Here is a 24,398-nt window from a genome sequence, read left to right on the forward strand (position 1 = left end):
CCAACGGGATCAAACTCGCACCGCGAGGCCAGCGCAGGTAAGAACAGAGCTGAATGTTGCCGTGCTCACGGCAGGTCATCCAAGCCCCGTGCCTTACCGCGCGGGGCTTTTTCGTTGCCGATCCTGCGGGTAAGACCGGAAGGAGGCCCCATGGCACGGACCGATAAGTCTGCAGCGATTGCGGAACTCAAGGAGCTCTTCGAGAACTCCACCGCTGTGCTGTTTACTGAGTACCGTGGCCTGACGGTCGGCCAGATGAAAGATCTGCGCCGGTCGTTCCAGGGTGGAGCTGTCTACAAGGTCGCCAAGAACACCCTTCTTGATATCGCCGCGAAGCAGGCCGGAGTCGAGGTAGCGGAGGGGACCTTCCAGGGTCCGACCGCCGTTGCTTTCGTGACCGGTGAAGCTCCGGAAGCCGCGAAGGCCCTCAAGACCTTCGCCAAGGAGAACGAAGCCCTTATCCTCAAGGGCGGCGTGATGGACGGCGCCCAGCTGTCCGCAGACGACGTCAAGCAGCTCGCGGAACTCGAATCCCGCGAAGTCCTGCTGGCCAAGTCCGCCGGTGTTCTCAAGGCGCTCATGTACCAGGCAGCGTACGTACTCAACGCGCCGGCCACCAAGGCCGTTCGCACCATCGACGCCTTGCGCGCCAAGCAGGAAGCGGCTGCGTAGCCACTTCCACCTCGGAATATCACGGATATCGGATAGCGAGTCCCGCGGATATTTCGGAGTTTTCGCGGCTCGGCATACGCGTCGCGGAGCGGCCCCCAGCCGCGCACCCAGTTAGATCTGCACGGCAGGAACATCTGCCCATCAGATAGAGTCTGCTCGCTAGAGCGGAAAGGAAGGCCATCATGGCTAAGCTCTCGACCGAAGAGCTCATTGCAGCTTTCAAGGAGCTCACCCTCGTTGAGCTCAACGATTTCGTCAAGGCGTTCGAAGAGGAATTCGACGTCGAAGCCGCGGCTCCCGTTGCCGCCGTTGCCGCTCCGGCCGCTGCCGGTGGCGACGCCGGTGCTGCCGCCGAAGAGAAGTCCGACTTCGATGTTGTTATCGAAGCCGCTGGCGACAAGAAGGTTGCGGTCATCAAGGAAGTCCGCGCCCTCACCTCCCTCGGCCTCAAGGAAGCCAAGGACCTCGTGGACTCGGCTCCCAAGGCCGTCCTCGAAGGTGTGGACAAGGACACCGCCGAAAAGGCCAAGGAAGCCCTCGAGGGCGCCGGCGCCACCGTTACCCTCAAGTAACACGGCACGCCGAAAACTCGGCTAGTCGGCTGAACAATCAGCCATCGGCGCGCGGGCTTTATGCCCGCCCTCCACTCCACAAGCGGATACGCCCGGCGTATCCGCTTGTTTGGTTTTGGGCTGTGAGGCCCTGCGATGCGGGCCGTCCATGGCCCTGCTGGATCGCCCTCATAAAGTGCAACGCTATCTACATAATTAATTGGATTTCATGTCGTGGGGTTGCATCGTGTGGGCATCGATGTCGCCAGGTTGCACTTTGTCGAGATGGTACGCAGGAAGGTTGTTCCCGGCTACACTGGCACGGGTGAGCATCGGCGCATAGGCGGATGCGAAGCCCGAGGAACGGCCGGAAACTGACATCAGCTCACCCCGGAAGCGCCCCGGAAACGCCCCGAAAACGAGCCCGGATACAAACTCAACGATGATAACGAAGACGAACGTGAAGATGACGCAGGAAACGACGACGAATCACAGCCCAGAATCGTGCTTAAACCAGAGTCCTGAATCGCCCCAGGAACAAAGCCCGAAGCAAAACCTGAAGCAAAGCTTAAAGCCGAGCTCAAGCGAAGCCCTGAGCTGGCGCCCCCTCAGCCCGAGCGACATCCCGGCCTGGGCCGCGCTGGGCGCCGCGGATCCCTCCCTGCTCCACTCCGCCACGGAGCGTGATCTGCGCGATTTCCTCGCTAATCCGGAGGTTGATCCGGCCGCCGAAACCCTCGCGCTGTACCGCGGGGAGCAGCTCCTTGCCGGAGCCACGGTCTCCACGATGGGCGACGTTGATCAAGATGACGACCTGGATATTTATATCGGCTATGCCTGCCCGGACCTCGAGTACCTCCCCGAACTCCTCAGTCGCTGCGAGCAGCTCGCCATCGGGCTCGCCGAACGCTCCGAAACCCGCTATTCTGGGCTGTCGGTGCAGGTAGCGCGCGATGATGACGCCGAAGAAACCAACGCGGCGCTGGGGGAGCTCGGCTACCGCCTCACCCGAAAATACGAAGTGATGCGCCGCCCGGCCGCGCAAATCCCCGCCGTCCACATTGACGGGGTGACCTTCCGTGCCCCCACCCTCGCCGACGAAGAACCGCTGCGCCTCGCCCACGCCGAAGCTTTCCGTGACCACTACGGGCGTTACGATTACGACGCCGCATCCTGGCACTCCTTCCTCACCGGGTGGCGCATGCGCCTGGACTGCTCCGTCGTGGCGCTCAGCGAAGAAACCGGCGCGGTGGTCGGCTACGCGCTCGCCAATGACTACGGCACCGAGCTCTATATCGAATACCTCGGCTCGCTGCGAGCCGTGCGCGGGCGCGGGGTAGGCGGCCAGCTCGTGGACCGTGTCATCACTAACGCGGCGCGGGCCGGGTACGCCACCGTAGGACTGGACGTGGATACCCATAGCTCCACCGGGGCCGGCCGGCTGTACACCGCCCACGGTTTCGAAGGCTACTGCGCTGAGGTGACCCTCGAAAAACGCTTGCGTTAGGGGAGGTGACCACGCGGGACTGCGGCGTCGTCGTGCTACCGGAATGCCCCGCGCAACGGTGCCCCGGCGCGCCCGCACTTGCATGTACGCCGTTCTTGTGCGAAAGTACTTTCGGACGATGAAGTTCAGATGAGATACCGGCACCGCCAAGCGCTGGTATCCCTATGTGTGACCCCTCGCATAGGCCTGGGGTCTTGGTTCTTGCCGTTAAAACGTGTAGTGTAGAAACTTGCGTTGACACTCCTATGCCCATGATCACCTCCGCAGCGCTTTTCGGCGTGATATAGCGGTTTTCGGTGAGGGTGACTGGATTGTCCTTCTGCCAGATTCGTCAGGGAAGGATCCACTTTGGCTGCTTCGCGCACATACTCGCTCGCTGCACATAACGGCAAGCCGGTTGTTGACCGCGTATCTTTCGCGAAAATCCATGAACCACTGCAAGTGCCGAATTTGCTCGGCCTCCAAACCGATAGTTTCGGTTGGCTGATCGGCTCGGATAAATGGGTCGCGGAAAACCCCGGCGCTCAGTCCGGGCTCGAAGAAATCTTCGAAGAAATTTCCCCGATCGAAAATGCCGCGCAAACCATGGGCCTGGTGCTCTCCGCCCCGCATCTCGAGGAACCGAAGTACTCCATCCTCGAATGCCGCGAACGTGACCTCACCTACTCGGCCCCCCTGTACGTCACCGCGGAATTCCAGAACTACGAAACGGGCGAAATCAAGTCGCAGACCACCTTCATTGGCGACTTCCCGCTCATGACGGACCGCGGTACCTTCATCGTGAACGGTACCGAGCGTGTGGTGGTGTCCCAGCTGGTACGTTCCCCGGGCGTGTACTTTGAACGTACCGCGGATAAGACCTCCGATAAGGACATTTACAACACCAAGGTGATTCCCTCCCGCGGCGCCTGGCTGGAATTCGAAATCGACAAGCGCGATGCGGTAGGCGTGCGCGTGGACCGCAAGCGTAAGCAGTCCGTGACCGTCTTCCTCAAGGCCCTGGGTATGACGGAATCGGAAATTCGCGAAACCTTCTCCGAATTCCCCATCCTCATTGACACCCTGGAAAAGGACACCGTCCACAACCAGGAAGAAGCCCTGCAGGATCTGTACCGCAAGCTGCGCCCGGGCGAACCGCCCACGGCGGAAGCGGGCCGTACCCTGCTCAATAACTTCTACTTCAACCCCAAGCGGTACGATACCGCGAAGGTGGGGCGCTACAAGATCAACAAGAAGCTGGGCCTGCCGGAGGATAACACCGCCCGTCAGCTCACGCTCACGGATATCACCGCGGCGCTGCGCTACCTGCTCGCCCTCCACCAGGGCATGGATCGCATGGGGGAGGACGGCGAATTCCCGACCATCCTGTGCGCCGAAGGTGCCACCCCGGTGCGCGTGAGCACCGATGATATTGACAACTTCTCCAACCGGCGCGTGCGCGCGGTCGGTGAGCTCATCCAGAACCAGGTCCGCACCGGTTTGGCGCGCCTGGACCGGATGGTGCGCGAACGCATGACCACTCAGGAAGTGGAAGCGATTACGCCCTCCTCGCTCATCAATATCCGCCCGATTGTCGCTGCGATTAAGGAGTTCTTCGGAACGTCCCAGCTTTCGCAGTTCATGGATCAGAACAACCCGCTGGCGGGCCTGACCCACAAGCGGCGCCTTTCGGCCCTCGGCCCGGGTGGTCTGTCCCGTGATCGCGCCGGCATGGAAGTGCGCGACGTGCACCCCTCGCATTACGGGCGCATGTGCCCCATCGAAACTCCGGAAGGTCCGAACATCGGCCTCATCGGTTCGCTGGCCTCCTTCGCGCAGATCAATTCCTTCGGCTTCATCGAAACGCCCTACCGGCGCGTGGTCGATGGCCGCGTGACGAATGAGATCGATTACCTCCAGGCCGGGGACGAAGATAACCACAATATCGCCCAGGCCGAAGCGCCTATTGATGCGGACGGCCACTTCCTGGAAGAAGAAGCGCTCGTGCGTGTTCCGGGTGGCGAACCGGCCCTCGTTCCGGTGGACGAAATCGATTACATGGACGTGTCCGCGCGCCAGATGGTTTCCATCGGTACCGGCATGATTCCCTTCCTCGAGCACGACGACGCCAACCGCGCCCTCATGGGTGCGAATATGCAGCGCCAGGCCGTGCCGCTCATCCGCCCGGTTTCCCCCTACGTGGGTACCGGCTGGGAGATGCGTTGCGCGGTTGACTCCGGTGACGTGACGGTGGCCGCGGCCCCCGGCGTGGTCACCGAAGTGGATGCCGACGCCGTGCACGTGGAGCAGGACGACGGCCGCCACGTCATCTACAAGATGTCCAAGTTCGAGCGTTCCAACCCCGGTAACTGCATTAACCAGCGCGTGGTCGTTTCCGCTGGGGACCGCCTGGAAGCGGGAACTCTTATTGCCGACGGCGCAGCTACCGAAGGTGGCGAACTCGCGCTGGGGCAGAACTTGCTCGTGGCCTTCATGTCCTGGAATGGCTACAACTACGAGGACGCCATCATCCTTTCCGAGCGCTGCGTGCGCGATGACCTCCTCACCTCGATCCACATCGAGGAACACGAGGTCGATGCGCGTGATACCAAGCTCGGCCCGGAGGAAATCACCCGCGATATCCCCAACGTGTCCGAGGAAATGCTCTCGCATCTCGATGATCACGGGATTATTCGCATCGGTGCGGAAGTGCGCGCCGGCGATATCATCGTGGGCAAGATTACCCCCAAGGGTGAAACCGAACTCACCAGCGAAGAGCGCCTGCTGCGCGCCATCTTCGGGGAGAAGGCCAAGGAAGTTCGCGATACCTCGCTGCGCGTCCCGCACGGCGAATCCGGCATCGTCATCGATATCCGCCAGTTCGATAAGGAAAATAACGACGAACTGCCCTCGGATGTCAATGAAACCGTTCGCGTGTACATCGCCCAGCGCCGCAAGATCACGGTGGGCGATAAGATGGCCGGCCGCCACGGAAATAAGGGCGTTATCTCCCGCATTCTTCCGGTGGAAGATATGCCCTTCATGGAAGACGGCACCCCGGTTGATATCATCCTCAACCCGCTGGGCGTTCCCGGCCGTATGAACCTCGGCCAGGTGTACGAACTGCACCTGGGCTGGGTGGCTTCCCGCGGGTGGGATGCCAGCGCCGCCCGGGAAGCGGGCGAAGAATGGGCCCTGCGCCTGCCCGAAGATACCGTCAAGGCCGCCCCGGGTACCCGGGTTGCCACCCCGGTATTCGACGGCCTCCAGGCCGATGAGCTGGACGGGCTGCTCCAGTCCACCCTCCCGGATGCGGAAGGGCACACGCTGGTCAATCGCTTCGGTAAGGCCCGGCTCTTTGATGGGCGCACCGGTGATCCCTTCCCGGATCCGGTCTCGGTTGGCTACATGTACATGCTCAAGCTGCACCACCTCGTGGACGACAAGATCCACGCCCGGTCCACCGGTCCGTACTCGATGGTGACCCAGCAGCCCCTGGGCGGTAAAGCGCAATTCGGCGGCCAGCGCTTCGGCGAAATGGAAGTGTGGGCCCTGGAAGCTTACGGTGCCGCGCACACCCTGCAGGAAATGCTCACGATCAAGTCCGACGACACCGTGGGCCGCGTCAAGGTGTACGAAGCTATCGTCAAGGGCGATAACGTCCCCGAAGCTGGTATTCCGGAATCCTTCAAGGTTCTTATGCAGGAAATGCGGTCGCTGTGCCTGAATGTGGCAGCTCTCGATGCATCCGGGCAGGTCATTGACCTCCAGGATGCGGAAGAAGATCGCATGCGCGCTGCGGCCGGCCCGGAGGAGCCCGTGCTGCAGACCGGTCTGGAGGATCTGTCCACCGGAGCCGACTTCTAAACTCTCAAATCTTCTTAGTGGCGCACAACATCGGAAGTAGGAATCTTGCTCGACGTTAATCGTTTTGACCAGCTCCACATTGGTCTGGCAACCTCGGATGATATCCGTGCCTGGTCGCACGGTGAGGTGAAGAAGCCGGAAACTATCAACTACCGCACCCTCAAGCCGGAAAAGGACGGCCTGTTCGGCGAACAGATCTTCGGGCCCACCCGCGATTGGGAATGTGCCTGCGGTAAGTACAAGCGGCCGCGGTTCAAGGGCATCGTCTGCGAACGCTGCGGCGTGGAAGTCACCCGCTCGAAGGTGCGGCGCGAACGGATGGGCCATATTGAGCTCGCCGCTCCCGTCACCCATATTTGGTACTTCAAGGGCGTGCCCTCGCGCCTGGGCTACCTCCTGGACGTGGCCCCCAAGGACCTCGAAAAGGTCATCTATTTCGCCGCCTATATGGTGACCGAAGTTGATGAAGAGGCCCGCCGCGCGGATATGCCTACCCTCCAGTCCGAATACGAACTGGAGCGCCGCGCCCTGGAAAAGAACCGGGATGTTGCCCTCGAAAGCCGCCAGCAGGAGCTCGAAAAGGAGCTAGCGCAGGCCGAAGAAGATGGCGCGACCGATTCCCAGAAGCAGAAGATCAAGCGCGCGGCCGATAATGACCTCGCCAAGATCCGCAAGAATACGGATCGCGAACTCGAGCGCCTGGAAACCATGTGGGATCGCTTCACGAAGCTCAAGGTGGGGGATCTGGAAGGCGACGAAGACCTCTACCGCGAAATGGACGCGCACTACGGCGACTACTTCAAGGCCGCCCGCGGTGCGGAAGCAATCCAGGCCCGGCTGCGTTCCTTCGATCTGCAGGCCGAACATGATCGCCTCGTGGAGGTCATCGAATCGGGTACCGCCCAGCGCAAGGCCCGCGCTCTCAAGCGCATCAAGGTGGTCAACGCCTTCCTGCACTCGGATACCAAGCCCGAATCGATGGTGCTTGACGCCCTCCCGGTGATCCCGCCGGACCTGCGCCCGATGGTGCAGCTGGACGGTGGACGCTTCGCGACCTCCGATCTCAACGACCTCTACCGCCGCGTGATCAACCGGAATAACCGCCTCAAGCGCATGCTGGACCTGGGCGCCCCGGAGATCATGGTCAATAACGAAAAGCGCATGCTCCAGGAATCCGTGGATGCGCTCTTCGATAACGGCCGGCGCGGGCGCCCGGTGCAGGGCGCGGGCAACCGCCCCCTCAAGTCGCTCTCCGATATGCTCAAGGGCAAGCAGGGCCGCTTCCGTCAGAACCTCCTGGGTAAGCGCGTGGACTACTCGGGCCGCTCCGTGATCGTGGTGGGCCCCACCATGAAGCTGCACCAGTGCGGGCTGCCGCGTGTGATGGCCCTCGAACTGTTCAAGCCCTTCGTGCAAAAGCGCCTGGTGGACCTGGAAATCGCCAAGAATATCAAGGCGTCCAAGCGTTTCATCGACCGCCAGCGCCCCGAAGTGTGGGACGTTCTCGAAGAGGTTATGCGCGAGCACCCGGTGCTCCTCAACCGCGCACCTACCCTGCACCGCCTCGGCATTCAGGCTTTCGAGCCGCTCATGATTGAAGGCAAGGCGATCCGCCTGCACCCGCTGGTGTGCTCCGCCTTCAACGCGGACTTCGACGGCGACCAGATGGCCGTGCACCTCCCGCTTTCCGTGGAAGCCCAGGCCGAGGCGCGCATCCTCATGCTCTCCTCGAATAACATCCTCAAGCCCTCCGACGGGCGCCCCGTGACCATGCCTTCGCAGGACATGGTGATCGGGCTGTTCTACCTGACATCTCAGGTCGACGGCGCCACCGGGGAAGGCCGCTACTTCACCTCCATTGATGAAGCGCAGATGGCCTATGACATGGGCAGTCTTGACCTCAATGCGAAGGTGAAGATTCGTTTCGAAGCGGACGTTGTTCCCCCGCGCGGCTGGAAGGCCCCGGAGAACTTCGAAGAAGGCGACCGGCTGCTGCTGGAAACCACCCTGGGCCGCGCGATCTTTAATGATTCGCTCCCGGTGGACTTCCCCTACGTCAATGAGACCGTCGATAAGAAGGTGCTTGGCGGGATCGTCAATCGCCTGGCCGAACGCTATGAGAAGGTCTACGTGGCCGCCTCGCTGGATGCCCTGAAATCAGCTGGTTTCTACTGGGCCGGGCGCAGCGGCGCCACCATTGCGGTATCGGACGTCGTCGTACCCGAATCGAAGCCGGAAATTTTGGCGGAAGCCGAAAAGAAGGCCGCGGTTATCGAAAACCAGTTCCTCACCGGCCGTATCGAGGACGAGGATCGCCGCCGCGACCTCGTGGACCTCTGGTCGGAAGTGACGGACGCGATCGCCGTGGAGATGCGCGAAAACTTCACCGCGGATAACACCGTGAACCGCATGGTGTCCTCCGGGGCGCGCGGTAACTGGGAACAGGTCCGCCAGATCGCGGGTATGCGCGGCCTGGTAGCCGACCCGAAGGGCGCGATTATTCCCCGCCCGATTACCTCGAATTACCGCGAGGGCCTCTCGGTTCTGGAATACTTCGTGGCAACCCACGGTGCCCGCAAGGGCCTGGCGGATACCGCTTTGCGTACCGCCGACTCCGGGTACCTCACCCGCCGTCTCGTGGACGTGGCGCAGGATGTTATCGTGCGCGAATCCGATTGCGGGACCAGCCGCGGCCTGACCAAGACCATCGCGGAGAAGGGCGCCGACGGCACCCTCATTCCCGATCCGCAGCTGGATACCTCCGTGTACGCTCGCACCCTCGCGAAGGACGTTGTATCCGAGGACGGCGAGGTGCTGGCGGCTGCCGGCACCGATCTGGGCGATGCGATTATCGAGCATCTCATTGAGAATGGCGTGACCCAGGTTTCGGTACGTTCCGTGCTGACCTGCCAGTCGCGCACCGGTACCTGCGCCAAGTGCTACGGGCGCTCCATGGCCACCGGCAAGCTCGTGGATATCGGCGAAGCGGTGGGTATCGTGGCCGCCCAGTCCATTGGCGAACCGGGTACCCAGCTGACGATGCGTACCTTCCACACCGGTGGTTCGGCCTCCGCGGACGACATCACCCAGGGTCTTCCCCGTGTGCAGGAACTCTTCGAAGCCCGTACCCCGAAGGGCGAGGCTCCGATCGCGGAAGCGGCCGGCATCCTCCAGATCGAGGACGGGGAGCGCGTACGTCGCCTCATTATTCAGCGCGACGACGCCGAAGAGGACCTTGTCTACCAGGTCTCCAAGCGAGCCAAGCTCTTCGTTCCCGAAGGCGGCCACGTCAATGTTGGTCAGCAGCTCGTGGAAGGCAGCGTGGACCCCAAGAAGGTGCTGCGTATTTCCGGGCGCCGGGTTGCTCAGGAACATATCGTTTCCGAAGTGCAGGCGGTGTACCGCTCCCAGGGCGTGGAAATCCACGACAAGCACATCGAGGTCATCGTGCGCCAGATGCTGCGCCGTATTACCGTGCTGGAAGCGGGAACCACGAAGCTGCTCCCAGGCGAACTCGTGGATGTGGCGCGCTTCGAAGATGAGAACCGCGCGGCGATGGCCGAAGGTGGCAAGCCCGCCTCCGGGCGCCCCGAGCTCATGGGTATTACCAAGGCCTCCCTGGCCACGGATTCCTGGCTCTCGGCGGCCTCCTTCCAGGAGACCACCCGCGTCCTCACCGAGGCTGCGCTCAATTCCAAGTCCGATCCGCTCGAGGGCCTCAAGGAAAACGTTATCCTCGGTAAGCTCATCCCGGCCGGTACCGGCCTGGAGACGATGCGCTCGGCCAAGATCGAACCGACTGCCGAAGCTCGGGTGGAGTTCGAAAAGAACAACGGCTTCGCCGCCACCGATTTCGACATGTTCGATGACACCTTCCCGTATACCGACTTCCAAGAGTTCGATCTCGGAGCCGGCTACGGAATGTTCTCCTAAATAAGTTCCCCGGTAGCGGGGGAGTTCCCAGCGGGGCGGCCACGGTGTGGCCGCCCCGCTGCGGCGTCGTCGTTAAAAGAAACGCGCGGTATAAAGAAGCTCCCGTAACACGCGCGCGGTAGAAAGAATCGCGCCGCACAAAAAACGGTCGGGGCGGGCCCGTAGCCCGTGTGTTTCCTAACACCTCAGCCCGCGAAGCTTTGACGGCTCCTCGCATTAACCGCTATTCTTGTTTAGGTTGCCTGTTTGCGGGTCTGTTGTGGCGGCCCTCGGCCGTCCCGTAATGAGCGGTGTGCGTTCGGGCAGATTTGGCAAACGTTATAATATTCATCTGTCTATCAGGAGAAGTAGTGCCTACAATTCAGCAGCTGGTCCGCGAGGGCCGCGCGAAGAAGAAGCGCGCTCCTAAGCGCCCGGCGCTTAAGGGGAGCCCCCAGCGTCGTGGGGTGTGCACCCGCGTGTTCACCACCACCCCCAAGAAACCGAACTCTGCGCTCCGTAAGGTTGCCCGTGTTCGCCTGTCTTCCGGTATCGAAGTGACGGCGTACATCCCCGGTGAAGGTCACAACCTGCAGGAACACTCCATCGTCCTCGTTCGCGGCGGTGGCGTGAAGGACCTCCCCGGTGTGCGGTACAAGATCGTCCGCGGCGCCCTTGACACCCAGGGCGTGAAGAGCCGCAACCAGGCTCGTTCCCGTTACGGCGCCAAGAAGGAGAAGAAGTAATGCCTCGTAAGGGTCCGGTTAAGAAGCGTCCGCTGGTTAGCGATCCGGTTTACAATTCCCAGCTGGTGACCCAGCTGGTCAACCGCGTCCTCGTGGATGGCAAGAAGTCCCTGGCGCAGTCCATCGTCTACGGTGCGATGGAAGGCGTGGCGGAAAAGTCCGGGCAGGATGCCCTGGCGGTTCTCAAGCGCGCTATGGATAACATTCGTCCGCAGCTGGAGGTGCGTTCCCGCCGTGTTGGTGGCGCCACCTACCAGGTGCCGGTGGAAGTCAAGGCTGGCCGTTCCACGGCCCTCGGCCTGCGCTGGCTGGTGGAATTCGCGCGCCAGCGCCGCGAAAACACCATGACGGAACGTCTCCTCAACGAAATCCTCGATGCCTCCAACGGCCTTGGTGGTGCTGTGAAGCGCCGCGAGGATACCCACCGCATGGCGGAAGCCAATAAGGCCTTCGCCCACTACCGCTGGTAATCACCAGGGTTATCTGACCCGCGATATAGAAGAGAGCGAAAAGTGGCACAAGAAGTGCTTACGGACCTTTCCAAGGTTCGCAATATCGGCATCATGGCGCACATCGATGCCGGCAAAACAACGACCACCGAACGCATCCTGCTCTACACCGGCATCAACCACAAGCTGGGTGAAACCCATGACGGCGCCTCGACGACCGACTGGATGGAACAGGAAAAGGAACGCGGCATTACGATTACGTCTGCCGCTGTGACCGCGTTCTGGAAGGGTACGCAGTTCAATATCATCGACACCCCCGGCCACGTTGATTTCACCGTGGAAGTGGAGCGGTCCCTGCGCGTGCTGGACGGCGCCATCGCGGTGTTCGACGGTAAGGAAGGCGTGGAGCCGCAGTCGGAAACCGTGTGGCGTCAGGCTGATAAGTACCACGTGCCGCGTATTTGCCTCATCAACAAGATGGATAAGTTGGGGGCCAACTTCGACTTCTCCGTCCAGACCATTCGGGATCGCCTCGGCGCCCACCCAACGGTCATCACCTTCCCGATCGGCGCGGAGAATGACTTCTCCGGCGTGGTGGATGTTCTCAAGATGAAGGCGATCCGCTTCCCCGAAAAGGACGCCCAGGGTAATGACACCTGGGGCGCCGTGGTGGTGGAAGAGGATATCCCCGCGGAACTGCAGGCCAAGGCCGAAGAACTGCGCATGGCCGCCATGGAAGACGCCGCCGAAGCCTCCGATGAACTCATGGAGAAGTACCTCGAGGACGGCGAGCTGAGCACCGAGGATATGATCAAGGGTCTGCGTATCCGCACCATCGCCTCGGAAATCTACCCCGTGTACGCCGGTTCGGCCTACAAGAACAAGGGTATTCAGCCCGCGCTGGACGGCGTGGTGAACTTCCTGCCCGCCCCGATTGACGTTCCCGCTATCAAGGGCTTCAAGCCGGGTCACGAAGAAGACGGCGAAACCGAAGAACGCCACCCGAGCGAGAACGAACCGTTCTCCGCGCTGGCCTTCAAGATTGCGGTGCACCCCTTCTACGGCAAGCTCACCTACATCCGCGTGTACTCCGGTAAGGTCTCGGCCGGCACCCAGGTGCTCAACTCGGTCAAGGGCCGCAAGGAGCGCGTGGGCAAGATGTTCCAGATGCACTCCAATAAGGAAAACCCTGTTGAAGAAGCGCATGCCGGGCATATTTACGCGTTCATTGGGCTGAAGGACACCACCACCGGTGATACCCTCTGCGCCCAGGACGCCCCGATTATTCTTGAGTCCATGTCCTTCCCGGAGCCCGTGATTCACGTGGCGATTGAGCCGAAGTCGAAGGGTGACCAAGAAAAGCTTTCCGTGGCTATTCAGAAGCTCGCGGAAGAGGATCCGACCTTCACGGTTCGTCAGGATGAGGAAACCGGCCAGACCGTTATCGGCGGTATGGGCGAACTCCACCTCGATATCCTCGTCGACCGTATGAAGCGTGAGTTCAAGGTTGATGCGAACGTCGGTGCTCCGATGGTTGCCTACCGCGAGACGATCCGCAAGAAGGTCGATAGCGTCGAATACACCCATAAGAAGCAGACGGGTGGTTCGGGCCAGTTCGCGCGTGTCATCGTCACGTTTGAGCCGCTTGACTCCAACGAAGACGGCGATACTTACGAATTTGTCAACGCCGTGACCGGTGGTCGCGTTCCGCGTGAATACATCCCGTCTGTTGATCAGGGTATCCAGGAAGCCATGCAGAATGGTGTCCTCGCCGGGTTCCCGGTGGTGGGCGTCAAGGCCACCCTGGAAGACGGCGCTTATCACGACGTCGACTCCTCGGAGCTGGCGTTCAAGATCGCGGGTAACCAGGTGTTCAAGGAAGGCGCACGCCGCGCCAACCCGGTGCTCCTGGAGCCCATCATGGACGTGGAAGTCCGCACCCCGGAAGAGTACATGGGCGACGTTATCGGCGACCTGAACTCCCGGCGCGGTATGATCAAGTCCATGGAGGATGCGACGGGCGTCAAGATCGTGCGCGCCAACGTGCCGCTGAGCGAAATGTTCGGCTACGTTGGTGACCTGCGGTCGAAGACCCAGGGGCGCGCGGTGTATTCCATGCAGATGGATTCCTACGCCGAGGTCCCGAAGGCCGTTGCGGAACAGATCATCGCGGAATCTCGTGGTGAATAGTCGCCGGTTTCGTTTACAATAGGTAACTGTTCGGAACAGACCGGATTATGCGCGAGCATCATCCACATAGCTGTAAGTAATTTCTAGAGTCCCAGGAGGGCCCAGTGGCGAAGGCCAAGTACGATAAGTCCAAGCCGCATATGAACATTGGCACCATCGGTCACGTCGATCACGGAAAGACGACCACGACCGCTGCTATCACCAAGGTTCTGTCGGATAAGTACCCGGATCTGAACGAGTACACCCCGTTCGATCAGGTTGACAACGCTCCCGAAGAGCGCCAGCGCGGTATTACCATCAACGTGTCCCACGTGGAATACCAGACCGAGAAGCGTCACTACGCACACGTTGACGCCCCCGGCCACGCGGACTACATCAAGAACATGATCACCGGTGCGGCCCAGATGGACGGCGCGATCCTCGTGGTTGCGGCGACCGACGGCCCGATGGCCCAGACCCGCGAGCACGTGCTGCTCGCCCGTCAGGTTGGCGTGCCCCAGATCATCGTTGCTCTCAACAAGTCCGATATGGTCGACGACGAAGAGCTGCTCGAACTCGTGGAAATGGAAGTTCGCGAACTTCTGTCCTCCCAGGAGTACCCGGGCGATGACCTCCCGGTCGTGAAGATCTCCGCTCTCAAGGCGCTGGAAGGCGATCCGAAGTGGGTTGCTTCCATCGAAGAGCTCATGGACCAGGTGGACAACTACTTCGAGGATCCGGTGCGTGACACCGATAAGCCGTTCCTCATGCCGATTGAGGACGTCTTCACCATTACCGGCCGTGGCACCGTGGTGACCGGCCGTGTGGAGCGCGGTATCCTCAACCTCAACGAGGAAGTGGAAATTCTCGGTATCCGCGATACCCAGAAGACCACCGTTACCGGTATCGAAATGTTCCACAAGCAGATGGACTACGCCGAAGCCGGCGAAAACTGCGGTCTGCTGCTCCGCGGCACCAAGCGTGAAGATGTTGAGCGCGGCCAGGTTGTGGCCAAGCCCGGCACCATCACCCCGCACACCCAGTTCGAAGCTCAGGTCTACGTGCTGAAGAAGGAAGAAGGCGGCCGTCATAACCCGTTCTTCTCCAACTACCGCCCGCAGTTCTACTTCCGCACCACGGACGTCACCGGCGTCATCACGCTGCCCGAAGGTACCGAGATGGTTATGCCCGGCGACAACACCGAGATGTCGGTTGAGCTCATCCAGCCCATCGCCATGGAAGAAGGCCTCGGCTTCGCTATCCGCGAGGGCGGCCACACCGTTGGTTCAGGGCGCGTCACCAAGATCATCAAGTAACTTTTGATGCATCTGGGCGCAGCTACCCGGTATCCGGGCAGCTGAGCAAAACGTCCGCCGTGAGGCGGGAAGGGACCCTAGCACTGCGCTAGGGTCCCTTTGTATTTGCACGACGACGCAGAACTTGGCAGAGTGGCGCTATGGCTCTTGAGGATGTGTATAAGAAAATCGGGTTTCCCGGAGGTGCGGCGGGCGGCGCAACTCAGACGGGCAACGCAACTCAGGCGGGCAGCGGTGCCCCAGCCGCGGTGCTCTGGGATATGGACGGCACCCTGGTCGATTCCGAAGAGGAATGGGCCCGGGTATCCGGGAATGTGGTGCGTTCCCACGGTGGAATCTGGACCGATGAGGATGTGCTAGCTATCCGCGGTGCGGATACCTTCGCGCACGGGCGGCGCATGATGGCAGCGGTGCGCCGCGGCGGGGGAGAAGTGGACCCCTGGAAAATGTTCGCGGAAGTGCTGCGGGCCATGGCTGATCATATGGCCGATGCGGAACTCATTGACGGGGCGGCTGAGCTCCTCGATGCTTTCTCCGCGGCCGGCATCCCGCAGGCGCTCGTTACGGCCACCCCGGGGCGCCCGGTGGAAATCTTCCTGGCCGGGCCGGGCAGCCGGCTGGAGGCGGCGGTTACCGGGGATGATGACGTCCCCGGTAAACCGAATCCCGCCCCGTACCTCCTGGGTGCGCAGCGCCTTGGCGTTCCTATTGAGAGCTGCCTCGCTTTCGAGGATTCCGGGCCGGGGCTGGCCGCGGCCCGCAATGCCGGCGCTTTCACCGTGGATGTGGGGGAGTTCCCCCTGGCTGAACTCGCGGCTTTGCTCTAGCACGCCGCCGCGCGGCCCACCCGCTAGAAGGACGTGATAACCACGCGCCCAATCCCGGCGTGATGATCCACCATCGCCTTATAGGTGGCGTCGATATCATCAAGGGCAATTTCCGTGGCGACAAGGTCATCCAGGTGGAGGCGGCCCTGCTGGTAGAACTCCACGTACTGGGGAATATCGGTCTTAATATCGGTATTCCCCATGTACACCGCGTGGATATGGCGCCGGTGCACGAAGAATTCGTTGAGCGGATTAATGGTCCACTCCATCTCCGGCTTGAAGACCCCGGCTACGTACACGTCCCCACCCTGGCGGGTGGCGGCGATGGCCGTCTCCATCGTGGGCACGATGCCGAGAGCCTCGAAGGACTTATCCACCCCGCGCCCCTCGGTCGCGGCGAAGATCTGCTCGATAACATCCCGGTCGCCCGCGTTCACGAAGTGGGTCATCCCGAATTTCTTTCCGAATTCTTCCTTCTCCGGGTTGGTATCCACCCCGATAATCCGGCTGGCCCCGGCAATGCGGGCGCCGTTGACGATGCTCAGGCCCACTCCGCCCAAGCCCACCACCGCCACGGTGTCACCGGGGCGTACCCGCGCGGTATTGAGAGCCGCGCCCGCGCCAGTAATGACCGCGCAGCCGATCACGCAGGCCTGCGGGAAAGGCATGTCCGGGTTGATCTTCGCGATCTGGTGTTCGTGCACGAGCGCCTGCTCCGCAAAGCCGGCAATGCCGTAGGTTTGGAAAATCGGTTCGCCTTTCCGGCTCAGCCGCGGGGCTTCGTCTGGACCGCGTAGTGTTTCCTCCGGGAATTCGCATTCGTACATGCGTGATTCGCGGCAGGCCCGGCAGTGTCCGCAATACTGGATGAGGGAGGCAACCACGTGGTCACCCACCTTGATTTCCTTCACGTCCGGGCCTACGGCAGTAACCACGCCGGCGGCTTCGTGCCCGAGCACCTGCGGGAAGGGGAAACCGAAATTGGTGGTGGAGAGCGTGAGATCCGAGCGGCACAGGCCGGAAGCCTTGACGTCGAAAAGTACCTCGCGCCCGATGGGTTCGGCAATTTCGATATCTTCGATGGTGAACCCACCGCCCACAGAATTGACTACTGCTGCTTTCATGCTTACTCCTTTCCTGAAAGCGAGGAGAGGAACTCCGCCGCGGAGATTCCCTCCGGGAGAAGAATCGACTGGATATTGGCGAATTCGCGTACCCCTTCGTAGCCCATCTCGCGCCCGAAACCGGAGCGCTTGACACCGCCGAAAGGCATGCCGGCGGGAACAGCGGGAACCGGGGAGTTAATAGCAACGGTGCCGGTATCTACCCGGGCGGCAACGCGCGCGGCATGCGCAACGTCTACCGAATGAACCGTTCCGCCCAGCCCGTAGCACGAATCATTAGCCAGTCGGATTGCTTCTTCTTCCGAGGATACCCGGTACACGCTCCAGACCGGCCCGAAAATCTCCTCGTAGAAGAGGGGGTTATCCCGCTCCACGTTTTCGAGCAGGGTGGGCTGCACCCAGGTATCTCCCTCGGGAACGATATGGCCCAGGGGAGTGGCGCTCGCCCCGCCTTCGATAGCCCGCCGAATCTGATCATTGACCGTGGCGGCCTGCTCGCGGGACGACATGGGCGGCACGGTGGTGTCTTCTGCTGCCGGGTCCCCGGGCCGCAGCTGCGCGGTGCTCTCCTTGAGGCCGGTAACGAAACGGTCATAGAGCGCATCGGGAACGATCATGCGTTTGGGGGAGGCGCATACCTGGCCGGCATTGAAGCAGCGTCCCATAATTGCCAGCTGGATGGTGGCCTCAATATCGGCGTCGTCCAAAACAATAAAGGGATCGGAACCACCCAGTTCCATCACGGATTTCTTCAGGTGCCGGGACGCGAGCTGCGCGATTTTCGCTCCCGCAGCTTCTGAGCCGGTGAGCGTAACAATGCGTACCCGGTCGTCGCTGATGAGCCGCTCCACCTGCGCGTGGGTGGCGTAGAGATTTTGCCATACCCCGCGCGGCAGCCCGGCATCGTAGAGCACCTGGACAATCGCTGCGGCGCATTGCGGCAAAATCGACGCGTGCTTGAGGATAACCGTGTTGCCGCAGAGCATTGCGGGCGCGAAACCGCGAATGGCCTGGTAGTACGGGAAGTTCCACGGTTCAATTTCGACGACGACGCCCTCCGGGCGATAGTCAATATAGCCTTCAAAAGGTGCGGCGGTGGAGCTGACAGGGCGCGGAGCTAAAATATTTTCCGCTTCATCAGCGAGCCAACGCAGCATTGTTGGAACGGTGCCGCCGGCTTCCCCGGTGGCTTCCCCAATGAGTTTGCCCATTTCCAGGGTGGCCAGCGCCCCGAGTTCGCTCGCGCGTTCTTCCGCGATATCCGCGGCGCGGCGCAAAATAGCGGCGCGTTCGGCGATGGAGGTGCGGCTCCACGTCTGGAATGTTTCGTGGGCCAGCTCGAGGGCCTTATCCACCTCGGCATCGGTGGCATAGGGGAACTCGGCGAGCACCTCACCGGTATAGGGATTTGTTGATCGATAGGACATCTTTGTCTACCTCCTCGGTATGGTGGATGATCACCCGCCCGCAGCATCCGCGCTGCTAAGCGATGTAGATCACTTAAGGCCATGCTAGGTGGTGGCGGCATCCGGGGCAAGGGTGGGGCGACGGCGCCGCTGGCGGCCCGCGTGGCCGAGAGTCCGGGAGGCTGCGGCGTCGTCGTACCGCGACGTGAAGCGCTTCACCGCAACCGTTTCTTGCACGAAACGCGGCCTTTCGGTAAAATTTTTACCCGTGCCGGCAGGCCTTCGGGCTCGCTGGGAATGAGAAACGGCGCACGTTCGCCGTGAAAGTCTTGAAAGTACGCCGAAGTTTTTGGCATACTTAACAAGTTGCTCGGATTACGAGCGAAGGAACTTAATCGGTTACCCAACGCCGATTATCGTATAAAGGGTTCTCCGTAACCTCACATAGGGCATGGCTACTAGATTTACCTCCGGTACGACACGCCCGAGTGCGGGTACCGGGCACCGAAGCTAAAGAGAGGTAGACGCGCCATGGCGGGACAGAAGATCCGCATTCGGCTGAAGTCATATGACCACGAGGTCATTGATAGCGCGGCCAAGAAGCTCGTCGATGAAGTTGCGCGTACCGGCGCGACCGTGGTGGGACCCGTCCCGCTGCCGACGGAAAAAAACGTTTTTTGCGTTATCCGCTCGCCCCACAAGTACAAGGACTCCCGCGATCACTTTGAGATGCGCACACACAAGCGCCTTATTGACATCGTGGATCCCACCCTGAAGACGATTGACAGCCTGCGCCGTCTCGATCTTCCGGCTGACGTCAACGTGGAAATCAAGCTCTGAGGTAATACGCAATGAACTCCAAGCAAGCTGTTGCCAGCAAGCCCGTGAAGGCGTTGCTGGGCACGAAGCTGGGGATGACCCAGCTCTGGGATGAGGACGGGCGCCTCCTTCCCATTACCGTTGTGCGCGTGGGCACCAATGTGGTGACCCAGGTTCGCACCCCCGAGGTTGACGGCTATTCCGCCGTGCAGCTCGCCTCGGGCGATGAAAAGACGAAGAACGTCACCAAGCCGCTCCAGGGCCACTTCGCTAAGGCCGGTGTTACGCCGCGCAAGAAGCTGGCGGAAATCCGCACCCCCGATGCCAGTGAATACACGCTCGGGCAGGAACTGACCGCGGATATCTTCGAAGCCGGTCAGTCCGTTGACGTTATCGGTACCTCCCGCGGTAAGGGCTTCGCCGGTGTGATGAAGCGTCACGGCTTCGCCGGTGTGTCGGCCTCCCACGGTGCGCACCGCAACCACCGCAAGCCCGGTTCCATCGGCGCCTGCGCCACCCCCTCGCGCGTCTTCAAGGGTCTGCGCATGGCTGGTCGCATGGGTCAGGACCGTGTCACGGTGCAGAATCTGTCCATCCACTCCGTTGACCTCGAGAACGGCCTGTTGCTCGTGGTTGGCGCCATCCCCGGTGCAAAGGGTGGCTCGGTTGTGGTCCGCACGTCCGTGAAGGGAGCCTAACAATGGCAGACTTCAAGATTGACGTTCTCGATGAAACCGGCAAGGTGACCTCGCAGGCCACCCTCCCGGCTCAGCTCTTTGATCTCGACTTCAATATGGCGCTGGTCCACCAGGTCGTTAACGCGCAGCAAGCTGCCGCTCGCCTCGGTACCCACGCCACGAAGACCCGCGGTCAGGTGTCCGGCGGCGGCAAGAAGCCGTGGCGCCAGAAGGGGACCGGCCGGGCCCGCCAGGGTTCGATCCGCGCTCCGCAGTGGGTCGGTGGCGGCGTTGTCCACGGCCCGCAGCCGCGTGACTACTCGCAGCGCACCCCCAAGAAGATGATCGCGGCCGCGCTGCTGCAGTCCCTTTCGGACCGGGCTCGCCACGAGCGTATTCACGCCGTGACCGCTTTTGTTGCCGATGAGACCCCGTCCACCAAGGCGGCGCGTACGCTCATCGAGAAGATGAACGAGGGGCGCAAGGCGCTCGTCGTGGTCCAGCGTGAAGATGACGCCTCGGTGCTCTCCGTGCGCAACCTCCCGCAGATCCACGTCCTCTACGTTGATCAGCTCAATAGCTACGACGTTCTTGCTGCTGACGACGTTATCTTCACCGAAGCCGCGCTCGGCGCGTTCGTGGAGAAGAACACCAAGAAGGATGAGAAGTAATGACTGAGAACGGTAACTTCTGGAATAAGAACCCGCACGATGTCATCCTCGCCCCGGTGATGTCGGAGAAGAGCGCGCTGCTCGAAGAACAGGGTAAGTACACCTTCTTCGTTGATCCGCGTTCGAATAAGACCGAAATCAAGCAGGCCGTCGAAGCGATTTTTGGCGTCAAGGTTGCCTCCGTCAATACGCAGAACCGCCAGGGCAAGACCCGGCGTACGCGCAACGGCATCGGGCGGCGCAAGAATACCAAGCGGGCCATCGTCACCTTGCGTGAAGGCTCCATCGACATCTACGGCGAAATCGTCTAATAGGCGATTCGAGGAACTGAGGAATAAGAACTCATGGGAATTCGTAAGTACAAGCCGACGACCCCGGGTCGTCGCGGTGCGAGCGTTGCCGACTTCGCCGAGATCACTCGTTCGACCCCGGAGAAGTCCCTCGTTCGTCCCCTGAAGAAGACCGGTGGGCGTAACAACCAGGGACGCATCACCACCCGTCACAAGGGCGGTGGGCACAAGCGCCAGTACCGTCTCATCGACTTCCGTCGCTGGGATAAGGACGGCGTGCCGGCCAAGGTTGCGCACATTGAATACGATCCGAACCGCACCGCGCGCATTGCGCTGCTTCACTTCGTTGATGGCGAGAAGCGTTACATCGTTGCTCCCCGCGGCGTGAAGCAGGGCGATCTCATCGAAACCGGTCCGAATGCGGATATCAAGCCCGGCAACAACCTGCCGCTGCGCAATATCCCGCTCGGTACCACGGTGCACAATGTGGAACTCAAGCCGCTGGGCGGGGCCAAGATCGCCCGCAGCGCCGGCGCTTCCGTGCAGTTGGTTGCCCGCGAAGGCAAGTACGCGCAGCTGCGTATGCCCTCCGGTGAAATCCGTAACGTGGACGTGCGTTGCCGCGCCACCGTCGGTGAAGTCGGCAATGCCGAGCAGGCGAATATCAACTGGGGTAAGGCCGGCCGTATGCGCTGGAAGGGCGTGCGCCCGACCGTCCGCGGTGTTGTGATGAACCCGGTGGACCACCCGCACGGTGGTGGTGAAGGTAAGACGTCCGGTGGGCGCCATCCCGTTAGCCCGTGGGGCAAGAAGGAAGGCCGTACCCGCCGTCCGAACAAGGCCAGCGACAAGCTCATCGTGCGCCGTCGCAAGACCGGCAAGAAGCGCTGAGGAAGGATTAGCTGATGCCCCGCAGTTTGAAGAAGGGTCCGTTCGTCGACGAGCACCTCTACAAGAAGGTCGACGAGCAGAACGAGAAGAACACCAAGAACGTAATCAAGACCTGGTCGCGTCGGTCGGTTATCACCCCCGATTTCCTGGGTCACACCTTTGCAGTGCACGATGGACGCAAGCATGTGCCGGTATTCATTACCGAATCCATGGTTGGCCACAAGCTCGGGGAGTTCGCCCCGACCCGCACCTTCCGCGGGCACGACAAGGACGACCGAAAGGGCCGCCGGCGCTAAGCCGGGGCCTCGAGCGAGAGAGTAAGGCAGAACTATGGAAGCAAAGGCGCAGGCGCGCTTCGTGCGCGTGTCGCCCATGAAGGCCCGTCGTGTCGTGGACACCATCCGCGGCCGGCGCGCCCTGGACGCTATTGACGTACTGCAGTTCGCACCGTTTGCGGCCGCCACTCCGGTTCGTAAGATCGTGGAGTCGGCCATCGCCAACGCGCGCTACGCCGCCGAGCAGGCGGGGGAGCGCTTCGATGAGTCCGAGCTGTTCATTGGCGAAATTTACGCCGATGAAGGCCCGACGATGAAGCGTATCCAGCCGCGTGCCCAGGGCCGGGCGAACCGCATCAACAAGCGGACGAGTCACATCACCGTTATCGTTACCGACGAGAAGCCCAAGACCAAGAACCAGAGGAGGGCCCGCTAGTGGGACAGAAAGTCAACCCTATTGGGTTCCGTCTCGGCATCACGACCGACCACCGCTCCAAGTGGTTCGCTGATTCCACCAAGAAGGGGCAGCGCTACTCGGACTACGTCCTCGAAGATGTCAAAATCCGTGACATGATCGAAAAGACGCTCGAGCGCGCCGGGATTTCCAGCGTGCACATCGAGCGCCGCGCCGAGCGCGTGGTTGTGGATATCCACACCGCTCGCCCCGGCATCGTCATTGGCCGGCGCGGTGCGGAAGCTGATCGCCTCCGCGCTGATCTGGAGAAGCTGACCGGTAAGGCCGTGCAGCTCAATATTCTCGAAGTGAAGAACCCGGAAGCTGACGCCCAGCTCGTGGCGCAGGGTATCGCGGAACAGCTCGCCTCGCGCGTGTCCTTCCGCCGCGCCATGCGCAAGGGTATCCAGTCCGCCGAGCGCGCCGGTGCCAAGGGCATCCGCGTGCAGTGCTCGGGCCGTCTGGGTGGCGCCGAAATGTCGCGTAGCGAGTTCTACCGCGAAGGGCGCGTGCCGCTGCACACCCTGCGCGCGAATATCAACTACGGTTTCTACGAAGCGCGTACCACCTTCGGCCGCATCGGCGTGAAGGTGTGGATCTACCGCGGTGATCTGACCGACGCTGAGTACTACCGCAGCCTCGCGGAAGCTCCGCGCGGTGGGCGCGGGGGCCGTTCGGATCGTCGCGGTCGCCGCGGCGCCGGTCGCGGTCGCGGTGGCCAGCGTGGGGAAGCCCGCAGCGAACAGGCTCAGAGCCCGGCGGCCGGAGCCGAAGCTCCGGTGGCCGCGCCGGAATCAACCGGAACGGAGGCATAACTCATGCTGATTCCTCGTCGTACTAAATGGCGCAAGCAGCACCGTCCGCACCGTAAGGGTATGGCCAAGGGCGGAACTCAGCTGGCTTTCGGTGAATACGGCATCCAGGCGCTCGAGCCGGCCTACATCACCAATCGTCAAATTGAAGCAGCCCGTATTGCCATGACGCGTCACGTCAAGCGTGGCGGTAAGATCTGGATCAATATCTTCCCGGATCGCCCGCTCACCAAGAAGCCGCTCGGCGTGCGTATGGGTTCGGGTAAGGGCCCGGTGGAAACCTGGGTTGCCAATATCAAGCCCGGCCGGGTCATGTTCGAAATGGCCGGCGTGGATGAGGCTCTCGCCCGTGAGGCCATGAGCCGCGCCCAGCACAAGCTGCCCATCAAGACCCGCTTTATCACCCGTGAGGAGGTTGAGTAATGGCTAAGGGACTGACCACCGCGGAACTCGACGCGATGACCGACGCGGAGCTTCTCGAGAAGCTTGCCGAGTCGAAGAAGGAACTGTTCAACCTCCGCTTCTCGGCGGTGACTCACCGCCTGGAGGACAGTGGCCGCCTGCGGGAAGTTCGTCGCGAGATTGCTCGCATTTACACCATTAAGAGCGAGCGGGAGAAGAACATTCGAACCGCTCCGGCCGCTCAGTAAGTGAGGATGAGATGAGCGAGAACGCAAGCACCGAAACACGTAATCATCGCAAGTCGCTGCGCGGCTACGTGGTCTCCGACAAAATGGACAAGACCGTTGTTGTTGAAGTTGAAGATCGCGTAAAGCACCCGCTATACGGTAAAGTTATTACCCGCACCAAGCGAGTGAAGGCGCACGACGAAAATAACGAAGTTCGCGTAGGCGATTTGGTTTCCATTATGGAAACCCGCCCGCTCTCCGCGACCAAGCACTTCCGGGTCGTTACGATCATCGAGAAGGCGAAGTAGTTAGGGCTTTCCTAGCTTGAGCGAATGTGACCGGCCTGAACGCAGGC

At 61.5% G+C, this 24,398-nt stretch carries 24 protein-coding genes; 21 read left to right on the forward strand and 3 right to left on the reverse strand.

The window, feature by feature from the left end:
- The first annotated feature begins 150 nt into the window (after nucleotides 1–150).
- From rplJ to ACRQHG_RS00920, 10 genes are all read left to right on the forward strand, one after another.
- Nucleotides 151–672 (forward strand): 50S ribosomal protein L10, encoded by a 522-nt coding sequence (gene rplJ, locus ACRQHG_RS00875; protein ID WP_026428294.1) that lies wholly within the window; start codon nucleotides 151–153, stop codon nucleotides 670–672.
- A gap of 182 nt (nucleotides 673–854) precedes the next feature.
- Nucleotides 855–1,244, forward strand: a complete 390-nt coding sequence (gene rplL / locus ACRQHG_RS00880) for a 50S ribosomal protein L7/L12 (RefSeq protein ID WP_026428293.1) — start codon at nucleotides 855–857, stop codon at nucleotides 1,242–1,244.
- Nucleotides 1,245–1,665: 421 nt separating this feature from the next.
- Nucleotides 1,666–2,730 carry a GNAT family N-acetyltransferase gene (locus tag ACRQHG_RS00885; RefSeq protein WP_435713636.1) on the forward strand — a complete coding sequence of 355 codons (1,065 nt, stop codon included), beginning with the start codon at nucleotides 1,666–1,668 and terminating at the stop codon, nucleotides 2,728–2,730.
- Nucleotides 2,731–3,078: 348 nt separating this feature from the next.
- Nucleotides 3,079–6,576, forward strand: a complete 3,498-nt coding sequence (gene rpoB / locus ACRQHG_RS00890) for a DNA-directed RNA polymerase subunit beta (protein ID WP_016443113.1) — start codon at nucleotides 3,079–3,081, stop codon at nucleotides 6,574–6,576.
- Between the two features lie 45 nt (nucleotides 6,577–6,621).
- Nucleotides 6,622–10,509, forward strand: a complete 3,888-nt coding sequence (locus ACRQHG_RS00895; RefSeq protein ID WP_087070534.1) for a DNA-directed RNA polymerase subunit beta' — start codon at nucleotides 6,622–6,624, stop codon at nucleotides 10,507–10,509.
- Between the two features lie 350 nt (nucleotides 10,510–10,859).
- Nucleotides 10,860–11,234, forward strand: a complete 375-nt coding sequence (gene rpsL, locus ACRQHG_RS00900; RefSeq protein WP_016443111.1) for a 30S ribosomal protein S12 — start codon at nucleotides 10,860–10,862, stop codon at nucleotides 11,232–11,234.
- Nucleotides 11,234–11,704, forward strand: coding sequence for a 30S ribosomal protein S7 (gene rpsG / locus ACRQHG_RS00905; RefSeq protein WP_016443110.1), 471 nt, complete (start codon nucleotides 11,234–11,236; stop codon nucleotides 11,702–11,704). The genes rpsL and rpsG overlap by 1 nt, the downstream gene beginning before the upstream one ends.
- Before the next feature lie 42 nt (nucleotides 11,705–11,746).
- Nucleotides 11,747–13,873, forward strand: a complete 2,127-nt coding sequence (gene fusA, locus ACRQHG_RS00910; RefSeq protein WP_026428289.1) for an elongation factor G — start codon at nucleotides 11,747–11,749, stop codon at nucleotides 13,871–13,873.
- 104 nt (nucleotides 13,874–13,977) lie between these two features.
- Nucleotides 13,978–15,168, forward strand: a complete 1,191-nt coding sequence (gene tuf, locus ACRQHG_RS00915; RefSeq protein WP_087070535.1) for an elongation factor Tu — start codon at nucleotides 13,978–13,980, stop codon at nucleotides 15,166–15,168.
- 140 nt (nucleotides 15,169–15,308) lie between these two features.
- Nucleotides 15,309–15,995 (forward strand): HAD family hydrolase, encoded by a 687-nt coding sequence (locus ACRQHG_RS00920; protein ID WP_435713634.1) that lies wholly within the window; start codon nucleotides 15,309–15,311, stop codon nucleotides 15,993–15,995.
- Nucleotides 15,996–16,018: 23 nt separating this feature from the next.
- Here the strand turns inward: ACRQHG_RS00920 and ACRQHG_RS00925 are convergent, their stop codons facing one another.
- From ACRQHG_RS00925 to ACRQHG_RS00935, 3 genes are all read right to left on the reverse strand, one after another.
- Nucleotides 16,019–17,119 (reverse strand): zinc-binding dehydrogenase, encoded by a 1,101-nt coding sequence (locus tag ACRQHG_RS00925; RefSeq protein ID WP_087070537.1) that lies wholly within the window; start codon nucleotides 17,117–17,119, stop codon nucleotides 16,019–16,021.
- 2 nt (nucleotides 17,120–17,121) lie between these two features.
- Nucleotides 17,122–18,546, reverse strand: a complete 1,425-nt coding sequence (locus tag ACRQHG_RS00930) for an aldehyde dehydrogenase family protein (RefSeq protein ID WP_087070538.1) — start codon at nucleotides 18,544–18,546, stop codon at nucleotides 17,122–17,124.
- An 84-nt stretch (nucleotides 18,547–18,630) separates the two neighbouring features.
- The gene (locus ACRQHG_RS00935; RefSeq protein WP_257960040.1) at nucleotides 18,631–18,762 is read right to left on the reverse strand and encodes a hypothetical protein; all 132 of its coding nucleotides are present in this window, start codon (nucleotides 18,760–18,762) and stop codon (nucleotides 18,631–18,633) included.
- A 294-nt stretch (nucleotides 18,763–19,056) separates the two neighbouring features.
- On the opposite strand from ACRQHG_RS00935, the gene rpsJ reads away from it, so the two are divergent.
- The 11 genes from rpsJ to rpsQ are packed head-to-tail and all read left to right on the forward strand — an operon-like array spanning nucleotide 19,057 to nucleotide 24,351.
- Nucleotides 19,057–19,365, forward strand: coding sequence for a 30S ribosomal protein S10 (gene rpsJ / locus ACRQHG_RS00940; protein ID WP_016443104.1), 309 nt, complete (start codon nucleotides 19,057–19,059; stop codon nucleotides 19,363–19,365).
- An 11-nt stretch (nucleotides 19,366–19,376) separates the two neighbouring features.
- Nucleotides 19,377–20,042, forward strand: coding sequence for a 50S ribosomal protein L3 (gene rplC, locus ACRQHG_RS00945; RefSeq protein ID WP_016443103.1), 666 nt, complete (start codon nucleotides 19,377–19,379; stop codon nucleotides 20,040–20,042).
- A gap of 2 nt (nucleotides 20,043–20,044) precedes the next feature.
- On the forward strand, nucleotides 20,045–20,692 hold the full coding sequence (gene rplD / locus ACRQHG_RS00950; RefSeq protein ID WP_087070539.1) for a 50S ribosomal protein L4: 648 nt from the start codon (nucleotides 20,045–20,047) through the stop codon (nucleotides 20,690–20,692).
- The gene (gene rplW, locus ACRQHG_RS00955; protein ID WP_016443101.1) at nucleotides 20,692–21,003 is read left to right on the forward strand and encodes a 50S ribosomal protein L23; all 312 of its coding nucleotides are present in this window, start codon (nucleotides 20,692–20,694) and stop codon (nucleotides 21,001–21,003) included. The genes rplD and rplW overlap by 1 nt, the downstream gene beginning before the upstream one ends.
- Before the next feature lie 33 nt (nucleotides 21,004–21,036).
- Nucleotides 21,037–21,873, forward strand: a complete 837-nt coding sequence (rplB, locus tag ACRQHG_RS00960; protein WP_026428283.1) for a 50S ribosomal protein L2 — start codon at nucleotides 21,037–21,039, stop codon at nucleotides 21,871–21,873.
- Nucleotides 21,874–21,887: 14 nt separating this feature from the next.
- The gene (gene rpsS / locus ACRQHG_RS00965; protein WP_026428282.1) at nucleotides 21,888–22,169 is read left to right on the forward strand and encodes a 30S ribosomal protein S19; all 282 of its coding nucleotides are present in this window, start codon (nucleotides 21,888–21,890) and stop codon (nucleotides 22,167–22,169) included.
- A gap of 34 nt (nucleotides 22,170–22,203) precedes the next feature.
- Nucleotides 22,204–22,584: a 50S ribosomal protein L22 gene (gene rplV, locus ACRQHG_RS00970; RefSeq protein WP_016443098.1), complete on the forward strand. Its 381-nt coding sequence runs from the start codon at nucleotides 22,204–22,206 to the stop codon at nucleotides 22,582–22,584.
- The gene (gene rpsC / locus ACRQHG_RS00975; protein ID WP_026428280.1) at nucleotides 22,584–23,417 is read left to right on the forward strand and encodes a 30S ribosomal protein S3; all 834 of its coding nucleotides are present in this window, start codon (nucleotides 22,584–22,586) and stop codon (nucleotides 23,415–23,417) included. The genes rplV and rpsC overlap by 1 nt, the downstream gene beginning before the upstream one ends.
- A gap of 3 nt (nucleotides 23,418–23,420) precedes the next feature.
- Nucleotides 23,421–23,837, forward strand: coding sequence for a 50S ribosomal protein L16 (rplP, locus tag ACRQHG_RS00980; protein WP_016443096.1), 417 nt, complete (start codon nucleotides 23,421–23,423; stop codon nucleotides 23,835–23,837).
- A complete protein-coding gene (gene rpmC / locus ACRQHG_RS00985; RefSeq protein ID WP_016443095.1) occupies nucleotides 23,837–24,064 on the forward strand; it encodes a 50S ribosomal protein L29 in 228 nt (75 codons plus the stop codon). The genes rplP and rpmC overlap by 1 nt, the downstream gene beginning before the upstream one ends.
- Before the next feature lie 11 nt (nucleotides 24,065–24,075).
- Nucleotides 24,076–24,351, forward strand: a complete 276-nt coding sequence (gene rpsQ, locus ACRQHG_RS00990; protein ID WP_026428279.1) for a 30S ribosomal protein S17 — start codon at nucleotides 24,076–24,078, stop codon at nucleotides 24,349–24,351.
- The last annotated feature ends 47 nt before the right edge of the window (nucleotides 24,352–24,398 follow it).

The organism is Actinotignum vesiculae, assembly GCF_051267215.1.
In the GTDB taxonomy this organism is placed as follows: domain Bacteria; phylum Actinomycetota; class Actinomycetes; order Actinomycetales; family Actinomycetaceae; genus Actinotignum; species Actinotignum schaalii.